Source organism: Arthrobacter sp. 10T425, from assembly GCF_056393985.1.
The window spans coordinates 150,799-169,182 of record NZ_JBFTGZ010000005.1; the positions used below are offsets into that span (position 1 = coordinate 150,799).

At 68.5% G+C, this 18,384-nt stretch carries 14 protein-coding genes; 10 read left to right on the forward strand and 4 right to left on the reverse strand.

Features of this window, described 5'->3' with window-relative positions; all coding sequences use genetic code 11:
• Positions 1-176: 176 nt before the first annotated feature.
• The 6 genes from AC1DDH_RS08025 (at position 177) to AC1DDH_RS08050 (ending at position 7,276) form a co-directional block, all read left to right on the forward strand.
• A complete protein-coding gene (locus AC1DDH_RS08025) occupies positions 177-1,655 on the forward strand; it encodes a GuaB1 family IMP dehydrogenase-related protein (protein WP_476931226.1) in 1,479 nt (492 codons plus the stop codon).
• A 318-nt stretch (positions 1,656-1,973) separates the two neighbouring features.
• Positions 1,974-3,311: a hemolysin family protein gene (locus AC1DDH_RS08030; protein WP_028277498.1), complete on the forward strand. Its 1,338-nt coding sequence runs from the start codon at positions 1,974-1,976 to the stop codon at positions 3,309-3,311.
• Entirely contained in the window at positions 3,308-4,372 is a 1,065-nt protein-coding gene (locus AC1DDH_RS08035) for a hemolysin family protein (protein ID WP_476946911.1), read from the forward strand. Before AC1DDH_RS08030 ends, AC1DDH_RS08035 begins: the two co-directional genes overlap by 4 nt.
• Positions 4,373-4,548: 176 nt before the next feature.
• A complete protein-coding gene (locus AC1DDH_RS08040) occupies positions 4,549-5,523 on the forward strand; it encodes a metal ABC transporter solute-binding protein, Zn/Mn family (RefSeq protein WP_476955198.1) in 975 nt (324 codons plus the stop codon).
• Between the two features lie 49 nt (positions 5,524-5,572).
• A complete protein-coding gene (locus AC1DDH_RS08045) occupies positions 5,573-6,388 on the forward strand; it encodes a metal ABC transporter ATP-binding protein (RefSeq protein ID WP_223916075.1) in 816 nt (271 codons plus the stop codon).
• Positions 6,389-7,276, forward strand: a complete 888-nt coding sequence (locus AC1DDH_RS08050) for a metal ABC transporter permease (RefSeq protein WP_476848826.1) — start codon at positions 6,389-6,391, stop codon at positions 7,274-7,276.
• A gap of 122 nt (positions 7,277-7,398) precedes the next feature.
• Here the strand turns inward: AC1DDH_RS08050 and AC1DDH_RS08055 are convergent, their stop codons facing one another.
• A complete protein-coding gene (locus AC1DDH_RS08055) occupies positions 7,399-7,860 on the reverse strand; it encodes a Fur family transcriptional regulator (RefSeq protein ID WP_028277503.1) in 462 nt (153 codons plus the stop codon).
• Between the two features lie 132 nt (positions 7,861-7,992).
• On the opposite strand from AC1DDH_RS08055, the gene AC1DDH_RS08060 reads away from it, so the two are divergent.
• Complete coding sequence (locus AC1DDH_RS08060) at positions 7,993-8,649, forward strand: MBL fold metallo-hydrolase (protein ID WP_476955199.1); 657 nt, start codon at positions 7,993-7,995, stop codon at positions 8,647-8,649.
• A gap of 61 nt (positions 8,650-8,710) precedes the next feature.
• Here the strand turns inward: AC1DDH_RS08060 and AC1DDH_RS08065 are convergent, their stop codons facing one another.
• Positions 8,711-9,829 carry a PLP-dependent cysteine synthase family protein gene (locus tag AC1DDH_RS08065; RefSeq protein WP_476955200.1) on the reverse strand — a complete coding sequence of 373 codons (1,119 nt, stop codon included), beginning with the start codon at positions 9,827-9,829 and terminating at the stop codon, positions 8,711-8,713.
• Positions 9,830-9,877: 48 nt separating this feature from the next.
• Here AC1DDH_RS08065 and AC1DDH_RS08070 point away from each other — a divergent pair, with 48 nt between their 5' ends.
• Positions 9,878-10,750 (forward strand): sulfurtransferase, encoded by an 873-nt coding sequence (locus AC1DDH_RS08070; protein ID WP_476955201.1) that lies wholly within the window; start codon positions 9,878-9,880, stop codon positions 10,748-10,750.
• Positions 10,751-10,827: 77 nt separating this feature from the next.
• Here the strand turns inward: AC1DDH_RS08070 and AC1DDH_RS08075 are convergent, their stop codons facing one another.
• Positions 10,828-12,333 (reverse strand): HNH endonuclease, encoded by a 1,506-nt coding sequence (locus AC1DDH_RS08075; protein ID WP_476955202.1) that lies wholly within the window; start codon positions 12,331-12,333, stop codon positions 10,828-10,830.
• 293 nt (positions 12,334-12,626) lie between these two features.
• Here AC1DDH_RS08075 and AC1DDH_RS08080 point away from each other — a divergent pair, with 293 nt between their 5' ends.
• Both AC1DDH_RS08080 and AC1DDH_RS08085 read left to right on the forward strand, forming a co-directional pair.
• On the forward strand, positions 12,627-13,811 hold the full coding sequence (locus AC1DDH_RS08080; protein WP_476955203.1) for an NAD(P)-dependent alcohol dehydrogenase: 1,185 nt from the start codon (positions 12,627-12,629) through the stop codon (positions 13,809-13,811).
• On the forward strand, positions 13,808-14,236 hold the full coding sequence (locus AC1DDH_RS08085; RefSeq protein WP_476955204.1) for an HIT family protein: 429 nt from the start codon (positions 13,808-13,810) through the stop codon (positions 14,234-14,236). The genes AC1DDH_RS08080 and AC1DDH_RS08085 overlap by 4 nt, the downstream gene beginning before the upstream one ends.
• A gap of 58 nt (positions 14,237-14,294) precedes the next feature.
• Here AC1DDH_RS08085 and hrpA read toward each other — a convergent pair whose 3' ends face one another.
• Positions 14,295-18,335, reverse strand: a complete 4,041-nt coding sequence (hrpA, locus tag AC1DDH_RS08090) for an ATP-dependent RNA helicase HrpA (RefSeq protein ID WP_476955205.1) — start codon at positions 18,333-18,335, stop codon at positions 14,295-14,297.
• Positions 18,336-18,384: the final 49 nt, after the last annotated feature.

The following is an 18,384-nucleotide window of genomic DNA, read 5'->3' on the forward strand; positions in this document are numbered from 1 at the left end:
TGCGGTGAAGAAGAGTTGCAGAATCGGCCCCGGATGCGGCCCACATGCGGTGCCCTGCGCGAGGCCGGACGCGGTGCTGGACGGGGTGCCGGCCCTGCCGGAAACCGCCCTAGAATGCAGTGAGAACCCGTTTGTCGCCGACGGTGCCAGCTGCGGGTGCCAGCAAAGGAGCAGCAGTGCGTTTCCTGAATGAGCCCACCACCGATCTGACCTACTCGGACCTCTTCCTGGTCCCGTCCCGGTCCGATGTCACCTCCCGCCTGGACGTCGACCTCGCGGCCGACGACGGGACCGGCTCCGCGATCCCGCTGGTGGCGGCGAACATGACGGCGGTCACGGGGAAGCGGATGGCCGAGACCATGGCCCGCCGCGGCGGCCTTGGAGTCCTGCCGCAGGACGTCCCGCTCGACGTCATCCGTGACGTCACGGCCTGGATCAAGGGACGCCACCCGGTCCTGGAAACCCCCGTCACGCTCGCGCCCACGGACACCGTCATTGATGCCCTCCACCTGATGGGCAAGCGGCCGCACGGGGCCGTTGTGGTGGTGGACGACTCCGGCGCGGTCACCGGTGTTGTCCGGGCCGCCGACTGCGAGGGCCAGGACCGTTTCGCGTCACTGGCCTCCGTCATCCGCCACCAGCCGCTGGTGCTCGACGCCGGACCGCTCGCCGGTGGATTGTTTGGGGGCGGGTCGGCGGCCGATGCTGCGCAGGCCCTCCGCCGCGCCTTTGAAGCGATGGACGCCGCCGGAACCGACTACGCGCCGGTGCAGCAGGGCGGGGTCCTGGCCGGCGTGCTCACCCGTAAGGGCGCCCTGCGCTCCACGCTCTACAGGCCGTCCCTGGACGACGACGGCAGGCTGAAGGTCGCTGCCGCCGTCGGAATCAACGGTGACGTGGCCGGGCGGGCCGCCGAATTGCTGGCGGCCGGCGTCAACGTGCTGGTCCTCGACACCGCGCACGGGCACCAGCAGAAAATGTTCGACGCCCTCGCCGCCGTGAAGGGTCTCAACCCCGGCGTGCCGGTGGTCGCCGGCAACGTCGTCACCGGCGATGCCACACGTGAGCTCATCGAGGCCGGGGCGGACATCGTCAAGGTCGGGGTGGGCCCCGGCGCCATGTGCACGACGCGCATGATGACGGCCGTGGGCCGCCCCCAGTTCAGTGCCGTCCTCGAATGCTCCGCCGCGGCCCGGGAAGCCGGCGGCCGGGTATGGGCCGACGGCGGGGTCCGCTACCCGCGCGACGTCGCCCTGGCCCTGGCCGCCGGGGCCAGCCAGGTCATGATCGGCTCCTGGTTTGCCGGTACGCACGAGAGCCCCGGGGACCTGCAGCTCGACGCCTCGGGCCGGCAGTACAAGGAGAGCTTCGGCATGGCGTCCGCCCGGGCGGTGCAAAACCGCAACCAACGCGAGGGCGCCTTCGAAAAGGACCGCAAGGCCCTCTTCGAGGAGGGCATCTCCACCTCCCGCATGTACGTCGATGCGGCCCGGCCCGGCGTTGAGGACCTGCTGGACATGATCACCGCGGGCCTGCGCAGTTCCATGAGCTACGCCGGCGCTGCCGATCTCGCCGCTTTCCGGGAACGCGCCGTGGCAGGCATCCAGTCGGCGGCCGGGTACGAGGAGGGCCGGCCCGTCCCGCAGAGCTGGTGAACCCGGCGCGGCCGGTGACGCGGGCGGTCCGGGGCTGGCAGCGGTTGCTCCTGTAGACTGAAATTCTTATGGACAGTAAATCTAGGTGCCGGCCTGGGGGCTGTCAGCGGAGTACGGAAACCGTTCCCGCCCAGTCCACCCGCAGAGCCGGCAAACCCCGTTCACGCGCCCATCACTCTCCGGCCGCACGCCATTCCGGAGCTATCCAGGAAACAGGGTCGGCCGCCGCCGACCATCCTCCGCCAGGCCGGGCCTTCCCGCATTTGCGTCCCCTGACGCGGCACGTGCCATGCGCTGCTGCGGAAGCAGGCCGCTGACATGGAATGGCTACTCCTCGCAGCAGGTCTCCTGCTCATCCTCGGCACCGGCTTCTTTGTCGCCGTGGAATTTTCCCTGGTCGCCCTGGACCAGGCCACCGTGCAGCGCGCCGTTGACACCGGCGACACCGCCGCCGAGCCGTTGCTCAGATGTCTCAAGTCACTCTCCACCCAGCTTTCCAGCTGCCAGCTGGGCATCACCATGACCACGCTGCTGACCGGCTATGTCATGGAACCGTCCGTGGGCAAGCTGCTCGAAGGCCCGCTCACCGCGCTCGGTGTCCCGCCGGCGGCGGCTGCCTCGCTGTCCCTGGTCCTGGCAATGGCGGTGGCCACCCTGCTCTCCATGGTGATCGGCGAACTGGTGCCCAAGAACATGGCCATCGCGCTGTCGTTCCCGATCGGCAAGGCCGTGGCCCGGCCCCAGCTGGTGTTCACCGCCATCTTCAAGCCCGCCATCGTGGTGCTCAACGGCTTCTCCAACAAGGTCCTCAACGTTTTCGGCCTGGAGGCCAAGGAAGAAATCTCCGGCGCCCGCACCCCGGCCGAGCTGGCCTCGCTTGTGCGCCGCTCCGCGGCCATGGGCACCCTCGACGCCGGAACGGCCAACTTCATCGCCCGAACCCTGAAGTTCTCCGGGCGGACCGCCGCGGACGTCATGACCCCCCGCATCCGCGTGGAGACCATCGACGCCGACCAGCCGGTCTCGGATATCGTCGAGGCCGCCAAGCGCACCGGATACTCCCGGTTCCCCGTGATCGGCGAGTCCTCCGATGACATCCGCGGCGTGGTCCACATCAAGAAGGCCATTGCCGTGCCCGCGGACCGCCGCGCCAAGCTGCAGGCGGGGGCCATCATGACCGACGTGCTCCGGGTCCCCGAAACCATCCACCTGGACGCCCTCCTCGCCGAACTGCGCGAGGGCAACCTGCAACTGGCCGTGGTCCTGGATGAATACGGTGGAACCGCCGGCATCACCACGCTGGAGGACCTCGTGGAGGAAATCGTCGGGGAAGTGGCCGATGAGCATGACAAGGTCCGGCCCGGCCTGCTCCAAAGCGCCTCGGGGGACTGGTACTTCCCGGGCCTGCTCCGGCCCGATGAACTCTCCGAACAGATCCCGGGCCTGACCGTGCCCGACGAGGCTGCCTACGAAACGGTGGGAGGCTACGTCATGAGCCAGCTCGGCCGCATCGCGGCAGTCGGCGACACGGTCGACGTCGTCGGCGGGACACTCAGCGTGACCCGCATGGACGGCCGCCGGATCGACCGGATCTGTTTCCGGCCCATCCGCGTGTCCGGCGACGGCCAGCCCGCCAGCCAGGCAGGTGCCGCATGAGCGACTGGGCCGGAATCCTCTGGCTTGCGTTCCTCCTGGTGGGCAACGCCTTCTTCGTGGCCGCCGAATTCGCCGTCATGTCGGCCCGCCGGAGCCAGATCGAGCCGCTGGCCGAGGCAGGTTCGAAGCGCGCGCAGACCACCCTGCGGGCGATGGAAAACGTTTCCCTCATGCTCGCCTGCGCCCAGCTCGGCATCACCGTCTGCTCGCTGCTGATCCTGCAGGTGGCCGAGCCCGCGATCCACCACCTCCTGGCCGTGCCGCTGGAAGCGGCGGGCGTCCCCGTGGAGGTCGCGAACATTGTGGCCTTCGCCGTCGCCCTGCTGTTGGTGACGTTCCTGCACGTCACGTTCGGCGAAATGGTGCCCAAGAACATTTCCGTGTCCGTCGCGGACAAGGCTGCGCTGCTGCTGGCGCCGCCGCTGATGTTCATCGGGCGGCTCGTCAAGCCCGTCATTGCGGCGCTTAACTGGTCCGCGAACCACATCCTGAAGCTGATGCGGATTGAGCCGAAGGACGAGGTGACCTCAACCTTCACCCTTGAAGAAGTGCAGTCGATCGTGCAGGAATCCACGCGCCACGGACTCGTGGACGACGACGCCGGACTTATCACCGGAGCGCTCGAGTTCTCCGAACACACCGCGTCGCGTGTGATGGTTCCGCTGGGCAAGCTCGTCATGCTCAAGGCGGCCACCACGCCGGTCGAATTCGAAAAGGCCGTGAGCCGGACCGGGTTCTCGCGCTTCCCGATGCTCGACGACGACGGCATGCTGGCCGGCTACCTCCATATCAAGGACGTGCTGTCCATTCCGGACGCCGGGTACCACCAGCCGATTGCGGAAAGCCGCATCCGGTCGCTGGCGAACCTCGCCATGGACGACGAAATCGAGCAGGCCATGTCCGTCATGCAGCGCACGGGTTCGCACCTGGCGCGCGTGATCGGACCCGATGGGCTGACTCAGGGAGTGCTGTTCCTCGAAGACGTGATCGAGCAGCTCGTCGGCGAAATCCGGGACGCGACGCAGGCCACCGGCTACCGCAGGCTGGGCCAGGACCAGTAGGGGCGGCCCAGTAACGGGCAGCCAAGTAACAGCCGGTCCAGTAACGGGCAGCCCAGCTGCGGCCGGGCACCGGCGGGGCACGCCGTGTATCCCTAAATAGGAATGATTCCTATTTAGGGATACACTCGGGCTGTTGCTATTGCTCCTGATTCTCAATAACAGATCCGAGGTTTTCCGTGCGTCGTCCCGCTGCCCGAGTCCTGCTGGCTGGTCTTGCCGGCCTGGGCCTCCTGCTCACCGCGTGCAGTCCGACGTCCGGCAGCCCGCGGGGGACCGCGGGGGACGGTGTGGTCAACGTCGTCGCATCCACCAGCGTGTACGGCGACATCGTCTCCAGCATCGGCGGCGACAAGGTCCGGGTCAGCTCGATCATCAACCGCACCAGCCAGGACCCGCACTCCTACGAGGCCACCACGCAGGACAAGCTGGCTGTCTCCAAGGCCGAGCTGGTGGTGGAGAACGGCGGGGGATACGACGCCTTCATGGACACGCTGGCGACCGACACCGGCCTGGACCGCGGCAGCGTCATCAGCGCCGTGGATGTTTCAGGCCTTGTCTCCGAAAGCGCTGCCAGCGAAAGCCCGGCAGCGGCGAGCCCCGACTCCGCCGGCCACACCCACGGGTCCACGGGGCTGAACGAACACGTCTGGTACAGCCTGCCTGCCATGTCCCGCCTCGCGGACGCCGTGGCCGAGAAGCTGGGCTCGCTGGAACCGGCCTCGGCGCAGACGTTCCGGAGCAACGCGGCGGCCTTCAAGGACTCGCTCGGCGGCCTGGAAACGAAGCTCGCCGCCATCAAGTCCTCGGCGGGCCACGCGCCCGTGGCCGTCACCGAGCCTGTACCGCTGTACCTGCTCGAGGACGCCGGACTGGAGAACGAGACCCCGGCCGAGTACACGGCGGCGATCGAGGAGGACGCCGACGTCCCGCCCGCCGTGCTCAAGACCACCGTCGATCTCGTGGCATCCCGGGGCGTAAGGCTGCTGGCCTACAATACCCAGACCGAGGGACCGCAGACGGCGGCGGTGAAAAAAGCCGCCGAGAACGCCGGCGTCCCGGTCGTGAACTTCAGCGAGACCCTCCCGGACGGCCAGTCCTACCTGCAGTGGATGACCGGAAACGTGGAGAGCATCGGCAAGGCCCTAGGATGATCGCAACAGCGGGAGCAGCCATCTCCGCGGAAAATCGAGGAAACCCCTTTTGACACCGGTAGTGAGCCTGCGCGGCGCCTCCCTGGCGTTCGGCCAACGGACTCTCTGGGAGGGCCTGGACCTGGACATCAACCCGGGTGAATTCTTTGCCGTGCTCGGGCCCAACGGCAGCGGCAAGACCACCTTCCTGAAGGTCCTGCTGGGATTGCAGGAACTGAGCACGGGAACGGCCGTGCTCGACGGCCACCCCGTTGAGCGGGGAAGCCGCCGGATCGGCTACGTGCCCCAGCAGAAATCATTTGACCCCGATACGCCCCTGCGCGCCCGCGACCTCGTGGCCCTCGGCGTCGACGGCCACCGCTGGGGCATCCGCCTCGGTGGTGCCAAGGTGAACCGTAAAGTCGATGAACTCCTGGAGCTTGTGGGCGCTACCGACTACGCCAAGGTGCCGGTGGGGCAGCTTTCCGGCGGTGAGCAGCAGCGCCTGCGCGTGGCGCAGGCCCTCGCGACCGATCCCAAGGTGCTGCTGTGCGACGAGCCGCTGCTCTCCCTTGACCTTCAGCACCAGCAGGGCGTCAGCGCGCTGATCAACAGGCAATGCCGCGACGCGGACAGTGCCGTGGTGTTCGTGACCCACGAGATCAACCCGATCATGGACTACGTGGACCGGGTCCTGTACCTGGCCGGCGGAAAGTTCCGGGTGGGCACACCCGCGGAGGTCATGACCACCGAGGTGCTCTCCGATTTGTATGACAGCCGTGTTGAGGTCATCCAGGCCAACGGCCGGCTGATCGTCGTCGGGCTGCCGGACGCCGCGACGCACCACCATCTGGACGCGCACTCAGTCGCGGGCGAGGTGGGCTAAGTGGATCTGGGCGACCTGCTGCACTCAATCTTCAACTTCGAAAACTACGGCGAGCTGCTGGTCCTGGTGCAGAACTCCATCTGGGCCGGCGCCGTCCTCGGGCTGCTCGGCGGAATCATGGGCACCTTCGTGATGAAACGCGACCTCGCCTTCGCCGTCCACGGGATCTCGGAGCTCTCCTTTGCCGGCGCGGCGTTCGCGCTGTTGATCGGCGCCGACATCATCCTCGGCTCGCTGGCAGGATCCGTGCTGGCAGCCCTGGTGCTGGGCGTGATGGGGGTCCGCGCACGGGACAAGAACTCGATCATCGGCGTCATCATGCCCTTCGGGCTTGGCCTGGGCATCCTCTTCCTGTCCCTGTACGAGGGCCGGGCGGCCAACAAGTTCGGCCTGCTCACCGGGCAGATCGTGTCGGTCGGGACCGTCCAGCTGCAGGTCCTGGCGGTCGCCGCCGTCGTGGTGATGCTGGCGCTGGCCGCCATCTGGCGGCCGTTGACCTTTGCCAGTGTCGACCCCGACGTCGCCACCGCCCGCGGCGTGCCGGTGCGGGCCCTCGCCCTTGGTTTCATGGTGCTGCTGGGGATCAGCGTGGCGCTGTCCATCCAGATTGTGGGCGCGCTGCTGGTGCTGGCCCTGCTGATCACGCCCGCGGCCGCCGCCATGCGCGTCACGTCCTCGCCCCGGCTGGTTGTCACGCTGAGCATCGTCTTTGCGATGACGGCGACAGTCGGAGGCATCCTGCTGGCCCTCGGCGGCCGGCTGCCGATCAGCCCCTATGTGACCACGTTGTCCTTCCTGATCTACGTGGCCTGCCGGATGATCGGTGGCGCACGGGCCAGACGGGGACTCAACGGCCGGGTGGTGCGGAGCGCCGCTGCGTCGGCTTAACGCTCTCACGCCACAGTGGCGGAATTTCCCCAGGTTTGCCGTCGGCCGCCGGCGGGTCCCTGCGCCCCGCCGGTGATTTCCGGGGTCACGAGGTCAAAGGTGGGGAATTTCAGCAGCTCCGGCTATTCGCCGGGCTGACTGGCTGTGCATTCGGGGCACAGGCCGAAGATTTCCACGGTGTGCTCCACCGCGGTGAAGCCGTGCTCATTCGCGATCCGCGCGGCCCAGGCCTCGACCGCCGGTGCTTCCACTTCCACGGCCTTGCCGCAGTTCCGGCACAGCAGGTGATGGTGGTGCCCGGTGACGGCGCAGCGCCGGTACACCGCTTCGCCGTCGGCGTTGCGCAGGACATCCACCAGCCCGTCGTCGGCGAGGGACTGCAGGATCCGGTAGGAGGTCGCGAGGGACACCGCGGTGCCGCGCTCCTGGAGGATGCGGTGCAGTTCCTGGGTGCTGACGAAGTCCGCCAGGTCGTCCAGGGCGGCACTGACGGCGAGGCGCTGCTTGGTGACGCGCTGTTCCTTGCCCTGCACGGGTGCCGAGGCCGGAGTCCGGCTGCTGCCGGTGGTAGCGCCTTGGGACATCGTGGAACTCGCTTCGTCAAAAGAATTCGCGGGTGGGACTCGCTGAGTGTGGCAATGTCCAAGATTACCAGCGCCCAAGATTGCCAGCGGCGCTTCGTGGACACTGTGACGGCTGGTGCCTAGGCTGGCCGGATGAAGCTGACCAAATTTACTCACGCCTGTGTCCGCCTCGAACAGGACGGCCGGGTGCTGGTGTTTGACCCGGGCACCTTTTCGGAGACGGACCAGGCCCTGGCCGGAGCACATGCTGTGCTCATTACCCACGAGCACGCGGACCATGTGGACGTCGACGCCGTCGCCGCGGCGTTGCAGTCGAACACCACCCTTGAGCTTTTCGCCCCGGAGGCCGTGGCCGCGACGCTCCGCGGCAAGGCGCCCGACGCCGGAAGCCGCATCCATGCGGCGGGTGCAGGCGAGGAATTTGAAACGTCGGGCTTCGCCATCAGGACCTTTGGCGGCCAGCACGCCCTCATCCATCCGCAGATCCCCGTGGTGGCCAACGTCGGCTACCTCGTCGACGGCAATGTCTACCACCCGGGGGACTCCTTCGCGATCCCCGACGGCGTCGACGTCAAGACGCTGCTTGTACCCATCCACGCCCCGTGGAACAAGGTGGGCGAAGTAGTGGATTTTGTCATCGGTGTCCGCGCACCACGGGCCTTGCCGATCCACGACGCGCTCCTGAACGAGCTGGGCCGCGGCCTGGTGGAGGGGCACGTGACCAGGATCGGCGCCAAGTACGGCACCGAGTACCGGCACCTTTCCAGCGGCGATACAGCGGAGGTTTAGCCGCCGCTGGCGCCTTGGCGGGCTTAGGCCGGCCTGCTGACGGGCGGGCTGGCCGGCTGGTTTAGGCCGGCCAGGCGCCGGTCCGGAAGAACTCGCGCAGCACGGCCTCGTGGGGTTCGGGATCCAGGCCGTGGGCCTCCAGCCACTCCGGGTTGTAGTAATTTCCGGCGTAGCGGTCCCCGGCGTCGCACATCAGGGTCACAACACTGCCCCGGCGGCCCTCCGCGATCATCCCGGCGATGAGCTGCCACGCGCCCCAGAGGTTGGTCCCGGTGGACGGACCCGCGTGCAGACCGGCGTGGTCCCTCAGATGCCGCATGGCCGCCACCGACGCGGCGTCGGGAACCTGGATCATGTGGTCGATCACGGCGGGCACAAAACTCGGCTCCATCCGCGGCCGGCCGATGCCCTCGATGCGGGAGGGCAATCCCGCCGCGGGTGCGGCAGCTGCAGTCCCCCCGCCAGCTGTCCCGCCGTCGGGCCGGCTGTTCCGCCAGCCCGGATAGAACGCGGAATTTTCCGGGTCGACGACGGCGAGGCCCGTCTCGTAGCGGTGGTAGCGCAGGTACCGGCCAATCGTGGCGCTGGTCCCGCCGGTGCCGGCCCCGACCACCACCCAGCGGGGGACCGGGTGCTCCTCCAGCGCCAGCTGGCCGAAGATCGATTCGGCGATGTTGTTGTTCCCGCGCCAGTCCGTGGCCCGTTCGGCGTACGTGAATTGGTCCATGTAGTGCCCGCCCGTGCTGCTGGCCAGATCCGCGGCGGCCTCGTAGACCTCGGAGGCGTGGTCCACCAGATGGCAGGAGCCGCCGAACTGTTCGATCAGGGCGATTTTCTCGCGGCTGGTGGTCCGGGTCATCACGGCGATAAAGGGCAGCCCCAGCAGCTGCGCAAAATAGGCTTCGGAGACGGCGGTGCTGCCGCTGGATGCCTCCACGATCGTGGTGCCTTCCCGGATCCAGCCGTTGACGAGGCCGAAGAGGAACAGGGACCGCGCCAGCCGGTGCTTGAGGCTGCCGGTGCGGTGGGTGGATTCATCCTTCAGGTACAGCTGCACGCCCCAGTGCTCCGGGAGCGGCACCGAGTACAGGTGGGTGTCGGCTGAGCGGTTGTTTTCGGCGTTGATCCGGCGGACGGCCTCGTCGGCCCAGGCCCGGTCCTGCAGGTGCGCTGTGTTCACCGCTACAGCCTACCGGGGGCGGCGGGACGCCAAAGATAGAGTGGGGAAATGGACACCCTTTTCGATGCTGCCGCCCTCAAGGACCGGATGGACGACGCCGGCGCAGCCGGCCAGCGCACAGTACTCCTCGACGTTCGCTGGGCGCTGGGGGATCCCCACGGTCACGATCACTACCTGCGCGGACACATCCCCGGGGCCGTCTTCGTGGATCTCGCCACTGAACTTGCCGGACCGGCGGAACCGGAACGCGGCAGGCATCCGTTGCCGCCGTCGGAGCAGTTCCAGGAGTCCGCGCGCCGCTGGGGCATCAACGACGGCGATGTGGTCGTAGCGTACGACGACAGCGGCAACATGGCTGCGGCCCGGCTGTGGTGGATGCTGCGCAACGCCGGCTTCAGTTCTGTGTACCTGCTCGACGGCGGCCTGGCCGCGTGGCGGGCTGCCGGGTTCGGGCTGGCGGCCGGACCCGAACAGCCCGCACCCGGAAACGTCACCCTGTCCGACGGCGCCATGCCCGCGATCGACGCCGGACAAGCCGCCAGTTGGGGCCGGCGGGGGTTGCTGTTGGACGCCCGGGCGGGGGAGCGGTACCGCGGCGAAATCGAGCCCGTGGATCCCCGCGCTGGCCATATTCCGGGGGCCGTCAGTGCCCCTACCACCGGGAACCTGCGCGCTGACGGGCGCTTCCTTGCCCCGGCGGAGCTGCGGGAGCGCTTCGAACAGCTCGGTTACCGGGACGGCGTTCCCACTGCCGTGTACTGCGGGTCCGGAGTGACAGCGGCCCATGAAATCGCCGCCCTCGAGATTGCCGGCTTTTCCGCTGCCCTCTATCCGGGGTCCTTTTCGGAGTGGTGCCACGGTCCCGCGAACGATGTTGTCACCGGGCCGGAACCGTACGGCGAGGACGCAGCTTCACACTAAGGGCCAGCCCGAGCGCCGGACGGCCCGCGCAGGCTGCTCAGAGCGCCTCCAGTTCATCCCCAGGCAGACAATGATTCCTATGCTGCGGCTGCCACTTTGGGCTTTCCACGCCTGAGCGTTTTGGCTTGGTGCCGGAGCTGGCGCCGGCGGCGGGAGCCCGGCTGGGCGCCTGGCTGGTCTGTGGCTGATGGCCGAAGCGGTGTTCCGGGCAGGGGCGGCGCTGTGGAACGGTACGTGTGGCCGGTGGGGGTGGTGAGTTCGAGGGTGTGCCTCGCGCCGATGCTCGAGGCGGATCCGGGTGCGGCTTCGGGGCTGGGGCGTGCTTTCCAGCCGGGGGTTTCTTTGGTGTGGTTGCAGGCTTCGCAGAGGCCGGCGGCGTTGTCCGTGGTGGTCGGGCCGCCGGTGTGCCAGGGAATGATGTGGTCCAGGTGGCGGATGGGCGCGTCGCCGTACGGGGTGCGGCAGGTGTCGTCGCGGGCCCGGATGAAGCGGCGGTGCCCGGGCGGGAAGAGCCGGGCGCGGGAGTCCATGGCGATGAGCTCGCCGGCGCCGGGGTGGGTGTAGACCCGGCGGAGCCAGAGGTTGAAGTTCCGGTCCTCGGCGTTCGTCCCGGCGCCGATGCGTTCCCGGGCCCAGCCGGCGGGGACGGTGCCGTAGCCGGGCAGGACGGCGGGTTCGGCGTTGCCCTGGAAGAGGGTGCGGTCGGTGATGACGAGCTGGATTTCGACGCCGGTGATCCCGCCGGGGGTGCCGGTGGTGCGTTCGACCAGGGCATCGGCCATCAGCTGCCCGCGGCCCCTCGGGTCCCCGGCGGCGCGGAGGGTGTCGGCGTGCCCGGTGAGGGCCTTGTAGACGGCGACGCCGGCGGTCACGGGCAGCAGGGCGGTGAGGTGGCACATGGTGTCGGGGGCCGGGCGGAGGCTGACGTGCCGCTCGGTGGCGGCGTGCGCGGCGCGTTCGGTCACGGAGCGGGGGTCACGCCGGTACGCGGCGGCCCGGGCAGCGGCGACCAAGGACCGGTCACCGGCCCCGGCGAACGTCCCGGCATCGGCGGCGAGTTCGGCGTCGACGGCGGCCCGGTCGGCCGGGGTCAGGCACGCGGTTTCGCGCACGAGCAGGGTGGCGCGCCATTCGTTCAGCTGCCCGGTTTCGAGCGCGGTGAGGGTGTGCGGCATCTCGGTCATCAGGGCTTTGGCCAGGCCCAGCAGCCGGCCGCCCCTGGCGGGGGATTCGTGCCGGGCCAGGGCGATCTGCGCGCCGATCCCGGCGCCGAGCTTCTCGGCCGGGACCCCGAGCCGGCCTTGTTCGCGGCGCTGGAGCAGGTCGAAGGCCACGGCGAGCCGGGCCTGTTCCGCGGACGCGGCGGTCTTCCAGTCTTCCAGTTCCCGGATCCGGTCAATGATCCCGGCACTGTCCGTGGGCGGACAGCCTAAGCCCATCGGCCCGGCGTCCAGCCGGCCCGCCACCTCCGCGGAGGCTGCCTCCGCGGTGCCCGGAATGGTGGCCGCGCCGCTCCCGGCGCGACTCGGGCCATCGTCGCCGTATCCTGCCGGAGCCACTTCGGGCCCCTGATTGCCGTCCAAGAATCCAGTGTTTCAGGGACCCCCGACAATGATGGCCGCAGGGGTCCGCCCCGGGTGCCAACTGCCCGGCGGCGGCCAATTCGTTAGCGAATGATGGCGGCTGTCGGTGCGGAAGTCTTGGACGCAGTTGAGTATCCGGCCTTCCGTCCAGTTGCTCGTACGGCGTCCCCAGGGTGCCCCCGGTTCGTTGACGCACGACCAGTTGGGCAACGTGCCCGACCTGAGCGACGAGCCGTCGCCAGCGAGCCACCCCAAAGTGGAATAGATGCCGGGACCGGGGGTAGCGTCAACGTATGACACCTGGACGTCCCGTACCCCCGCCCCTTGCCAAGCCGTTGCCGGATTTGGACACCACAAACACCAAATCTGCCACCGCGGACAGCGCCGCGCAGAACGCCGGCCCCACACTCGCTGCTGCGTACGGTGCCACCTCACCGGACAGCGGGCTTGTTCCCTTGACCGTGTCCCGACGGGCGCCGAAGGCGGACGACGTCGAGATCGCCGTCGAATTCTGCGGACTGTGCCACTCGGACGTGCACGCCACCCGGGGCGAATGGGGCGGCGACACCTACCCGTTGATCCCGGGCCACGAGATCGTCGGCCGGGTCACCCGGCTCGGTTCCGCCGTCGACGACTTCACGGTGGGTGAGCGCGTGGGCGTGGGCTGCATCGTGGACTCCTGCCGCGAGTGCGACAGCTGCCTGGACGGCCTCGAGCAGTACTGCGAAAACGCCGCGGTGGGAACCTACGGGGCGAAGGATGCCCGCAACGACGGCGCCATCACCCAGGGCGGGTATGCGACGTCGATCGTGGTGGACCGCCACTATGTCCTGCGGGTGCCGGAAGCACTGGACCCCGCCGCCGCGGCGCCCCTGCTGTGCGCCGGCATCACCACGTATTCGCCCCTGAACCACTTCGAGGTCGAGGAAGGCGACGTCGTCGGCGTCGTCGGACTGGGCGGTCTCGGCCATATGGCCGTCAAAATCGCCAAGGCCATGGGCGCCGAGGTCAAGGTCTTCACGACGTCGGAGAACAAATTCGCCGCAGCGCGCGAGCTGGGCGCCGACGACGTCATCCTCTCCACCGACCCGGCCGCGATGGAAGCCGCGAACCGCAGTATCGACGTCATTATCGACACTGTCGCCGCACCGCACGACCTCAACCCCTACTTCCGCACGCTGGGCCTGGACGGTGTGCTGTTCCAGCTGGGCCTGCCCGCCGAAGTGATGCCGCCCGTCAACCCCGGGGTGCTGATCCGGCGCAGGATCGCCTATGCGGGTTCGCTGATCGGCGGCATCGCCGAGACGCAGGAGATGCTGGACTTCTGCGCCGAGCACGGCGTGGTGTCCGACGTTGAGGTGGTCGGCGCGGACCAGCTCAACGAAGCCTACGACCGCATGGTGGCAGGCGACGTCAAGTACCGTTTTGTCCTGGACGTCAGTACCCTGGGGTCCCCGGCAGAAAAGGCGGACGCATGAGCACTCTCTTCACCAAAATCATCAACGGCGAGATCCCGGGCCGCTTCGTCTGGCGCGAGGACGACGTCGTGGCGTTCCTGACCATGGGCCCGCTGGCCGACGGCCACACCCTCGTGGTGCCCACCGAGGAAGTGGACCGCTGGACGGATGCCTCGCCCGAGGTCCTCGGCCGGGTCATGGAGGTTGCCCGCAAGATCGGCGCGGTCCAGGTGGAGGTGTTCGACGCCGCCCGGGCCGGGCTGATCGTGGCCGGCTACGAAATCAACCACATGCACGTCCACGTGTGGCCATCGAACTCAATGGCGGACTTTGATTTCGGCTCCGTGGACCAGCACCCGGATCCGGCCAGGCTGGACGCCAACGCGGAGAAGCTCCGCCAAGGCCTCCGCACGGCCGGCCACGCGGAGCACGTCCCGGCCGCCTAGGTCCCGCCCGGACAGGCCCGGCCGCCAGTGCTGGCGCCGGCGCAGCACCCTCAGGGGTCTACGCCGGCGCCAGCACTTTGTTAAGGGCGGCCCGGATACGCTTTTCGGACACCGAATAGGCGGTCCCGAGTTCGACGGCGAAGAGGCTCACCCGCAGTTCCTCGATCATCCAGCGCACGTGGGTTAACTCCGCGCCCGCCCGCCGCCCGGGCAGCAGCGCGGACACGGCGTCGTCGTAGTCGTCCTCCAGGGCCTGGACCGCGGCCATGTGCTGGGCGTCCCGCTGCACGTTGCCCGGCAGCTTCTCGAGGCGCTTTTCGATGGCCGTGAGGTAGCGGGGCAGCTGGCTGAGCTGGGCGTAGCCCGTGCGTGCCACGAAACCCGGATACACCAGCTGCTCGAGCTGGCTCTTGACGTCGTTGAGCGCGCTGATCAGGGCCAGGCTCGTGGTGCCCTTGAGCTGCTTTTCGATCCGCCGGGTGCTGGCCAGGATGCGCTCGACGACGGCGGTGACAGTGAAGACGGTGTCGATCAGCTCCGCCCGGACGCCCTCGTAGAGCGCCTTGAACGATCCCTCGTCCCACGGCAGCGGGGCCGGCGTGAGTTTGTCGATGGCGGCCAGGGCGCAGTCGGCGATCAGCGCGGCCACGGAACCATGCGGGTTCTGGCTGAACGTCAGTTTCTCGGTGTTGTTCAGGTGCTCCAGGACATAGCGGTCCGGCGGCGGCACTTTCAGGGCCAGGAGCCGGATGACCCCGCCGCGCATGGCTTCCTGCTGTTCCGACGGCGTCTGGAACAGCCGCAGCGCCACGGACGTTCCCTCGTCCACCAGGGCCGGATAGCCGGTGACGGTGTGCCCGCTAACGGTTCCCTGGACCTGGCGTTGGACGGTTCCAAAGGTCCAGTCCTTGAGCCCGGACATTTCGGTGAACCCGCCCGGCGCCGCGGCTGCGGCAGCGGCCAGGGCGGCCGACGGGGACGTGCCGGCCCGTGATGAACGCGCGCCATCCTTGCCGTTCGCGCCGGCTTTCGCCTTCGCCGCGGCATTTCCCTTGGATTGGGGTGCCGTGGTGCCCGGGGTGGCACCGAGGGATTCCGCGATGGCCCGGCGGGTGGCCGGGGCCAGCCGCTCCTGCAGCGCGTTCAGGTCCTTGCCCTCATCCAGCAACTTGCCGCGGGAATCCAGCACGCGGAAGCTGACCCGCAAATGCGACGGGACGGCGTCCCAGTTCCAGGAGCCCGGCGGAATGACCTGTCCGCGGATCCGGCGCAGCACCAGTTCCAGCGACGGTTCGAGCTCGTCCGTGGCGGGATCGAAGTCCGCTTCCAGTGCCGCGACGGCCTGGCGGGCCACGTCCGGGGCAGGAACGAAGTTCTTGCGGATCTGCTTGGGCAGCGACTTGATGAGCGCCGTGACGAGTTCCACGCGCTGCCCGGGGATCAGCCAGCGGAACGCGGCGTCGTCGAGCTGGTTCAGGAACAGCACCGGGACCTCGGCGGTGACGCCGTCGGACGGATTTGGCGGCGAACCGGGCGTCACGGGGTGGAACTCGTAGCTCAGCGGCAGCTCGAAGCCTTTGTGCAACAAGGTCTTGGGATAGGCCGAATCGTCCAGGGCCGCGGCGTCCTCGCTGATCAGCAGGGACTGGTCGAAGTCGAGCAGCGTGGGATCCTGCTGCCGTGCGTCCTTCCACCACTTGTCGAAGTGCCGCTCCGAGACGACCTCCGCGCCGATCCGGGCGTCGTAGAACTCGAACAGTGTCTCGTCGTCCACCAGGATGTCGCGGCGCCGCATCCGGGCCTCGAGCTCCTCGACTTCGTGCAGCAGCGCGCGGTTGCGGTGGAAGAACTTGTGGTGGGTCTGCCAGTCGCCTTCAACCAGGGCATGGCGGATGAAGAGCTCGCGGCAGAGCTCCGGATCCACCTTGCCGTAGTTGATCCGCCGGCTCGGGATGATGGGCACGCCGTACAGCGTGACCTTTTCGTGGGCCATCACCGCGCCCATCTTCTTTGACCAGTGCGGCTCGCTGTAGCTGCGCTTGACCAGGTCGGGGGCCACCTGTTCGGCCCAGAGCGGATCGAACTTCGCCGCGACGCGGGCCCAGAGCCGGCTCGTCTCCACGAGCTCGGCGGCCATCACGAACGTGGGTGACTTCTTGAACAGTGCCGAACCCGGGAAGATCGCGAAGCGGCTGCCGCGGGCGCCGGCGTACTCGCGCTTGCGCTCGTCGAGGATGCCGACGTGGCTCAGCAGCCCCGAGAGCAGGCTGATGTGGATGCCGTCGTGGTTGCCCACCGGATCGGCAAGGCGCTTGTTGTCCAGGCTGATGCCCAGCGGGCGGGCCAGCTGGCGGAGCTGGGCGAACAGGTCCTGCCACTCCCTGACCCGCAGGTAGTTGATGAATTCGTTGCGGCAGAGCCGGCGGAACGCCGTTGAGGACAGTTCTTGCTGCTTCTCCTGCAGGTAGTTCCACAGGTTCAGGTAACCGGTGAAATCCGAGTTCTCGTCCCGGAAGCGGGCGTGCTTCTCCGCGGCGAGCTGCTGCTTGTCTGTTGGACGCTCGCGCGGGTCCTGGATGGTCAGCGCTGCGGCCAGGATCATGACCTCCCGGACGCAGCCCCGCTTTCCGGACTCCACGATCATCCGGCCGAGCCTGGGGTCCACCGGCAGCTGGGCCAGCTGCTGCCCGACGGCGGTGAGCCCGCTTCCGGGACGGCCGGAACCGCGGCGCTGCCCGCCGTCGCGTTGCCCGCCGTCGTCCGTTGGCTCCTGCCGCGCGGCGGTCAGGGCGCCGAGCTCGCGCAGGAGACTGACGCCGTCGTTGATGGCGCGCGAATCCGGCGGCTCGACGAACGGGAAGTTCTCCACGTCCTTCGGTCCGCGGGCCACGCCCATGGCGGTCATCTGCAGGATGACGGCCGCGAGGTTGGTGCGCAGGATCTCCGGATCCGTGAACAGCGGCCGCGACTCGAAGTCCTCCTCGGAGTACAGCCGGATCGCGATACCGTCGGAAACGCGGCCGCAGCGGCCCGAGCGCTGGTTGGCCGAAGCCTGGGAGACGCGCTCAATCGGCAGGCGCTGGACCTTGGTCCGGTGCGAGTAGCGCGAGATCCGGGCCGTGCCGGTGTCGATCACGTACTTGATGCCGGGGACCGTCAGCGAGGTTTCGGCGACGTTGGTGGCAAGTACGATCCGGCGCTTGCTGCCGGGGTGGAAAACCTTGTGCTGCTCCTGCAGGCTCAACCGGGCGAAGAGGGGAAGGACCTCGGTGCCCGCGAGGCGCCGGTTGGACTGGATGCGGGCGTTGAGGGCCTCCGCCGCGTCGCGGATTTCGCGCTCGCCGGAGAAGAAGATCAGGATGTCGCCGTGGGCTTCCAAGGCGAGCTCGTCGACGGCGTCGCACACCGCATCGAGCGGGTCGCGGTCCTCCTCGAGTTCGTCGTCCGCCGCGGCACCTTCTCCGGCTCCATCTTCTGCGCCGCCGGCCGGCTGGGAAAGCGGCCGGTAGCGGATTTCCACCGGAAAGGTCCGGCCCGACACCTCGATGATGGGGGAGGGCTCCTCGTCGCTGCCGAAGTGCTTGGCGAAGCGCTCCGGATCGATGGTGGCCGAGGTGATGATGATCTTCAGGTCCGGGCGCTGCGGCAGGATGCGCTTGAGGTAGCCGAGGATGAAGTCGATGTTGAGGCTGCGCTCGTGCGCCTCGTCAATGATGATGGCGTTGTACTTGCGCAGCAGCCTGTCGCGCTGGATCTCCGCCAGCAGGATGCCGTCGGTCATGAGTTTGACCTTGGTGGACCGGCTGACCTCACCGGTGAAGCGGACCTGGAAACCGACTTCCTGGCCGATTTCGACGCCGAGTTCCTCCGCGATGCGCTCGGCCACGGTGCGGGCCGCGAGACGGCGGGGCTGGGTGTGGCCGATCAGCCCGTTCTCGCCCAGGCCGAGCTCAAGGCACATCTTGGGGATCTGGGTGGTCTTACCCGAGCCGGTCTCGCCGGCGATGATGGTCACCTGGTTGGCCGCGATGGCGGCCATAAGATCTTCGCGGCGCTCGGAGACCGGCAGCTCGGCGGGGTAGGAAATATGCAATGTCATGGCTGGAGACAGTCTACTGGGGTGGACTGTCCGCTGGGGTGGCGGCGGC

Bases quoted from the DNA above. Each gene is read 5' to 3' on its own strand.
- AC1DDH_RS08030 (WP_028277498.1), top strand. From the start codon at position 1,974: ATGGAATGGCTACTCCTCGCAGCAGGTCTCCTGCTCATCCTCGGCACC.
- AC1DDH_RS08035 (WP_476946911.1), top strand. From the start codon at position 3,308: ATGAGCGACTGGGCCGGAATCCTCTGGCTTGCGTTCCTCCTGGTGGGC.
- AC1DDH_RS08055 (WP_028277503.1), bottom strand. From the start codon at position 7,860: ATGTCCCAAGGCGCTACCACCGGCAGCAGCCGGACTCCGGCCTCGGCA.
- AC1DDH_RS08060 (WP_476955199.1), top strand. From the start codon at position 7,993: ATGAAGCTGACCAAATTTACTCACGCCTGTGTCCGCCTCGAACAGGAC.
- AC1DDH_RS08070 (WP_476955201.1), top strand. From the start codon at position 9,878: ATGGACACCCTTTTCGATGCTGCCGCCCTCAAGGACCGGATGGACGAC.
- AC1DDH_RS08080 (WP_476955203.1), top strand. From the start codon at position 12,627: ATGACACCTGGACGTCCCGTACCCCCGCCCCTTGCCAAGCCGTTGCCG.
- AC1DDH_RS08085 (WP_476955204.1), top strand. From the start codon at position 13,808: ATGAGCACTCTCTTCACCAAAATCATCAACGGCGAGATCCCGGGCCGC.
- hrpA (WP_476955205.1), bottom strand. From the start codon at position 18,335: ATGACATTGCATATTTCCTACCCCGCCGAGCTGCCGGTCTCCGAGCGC.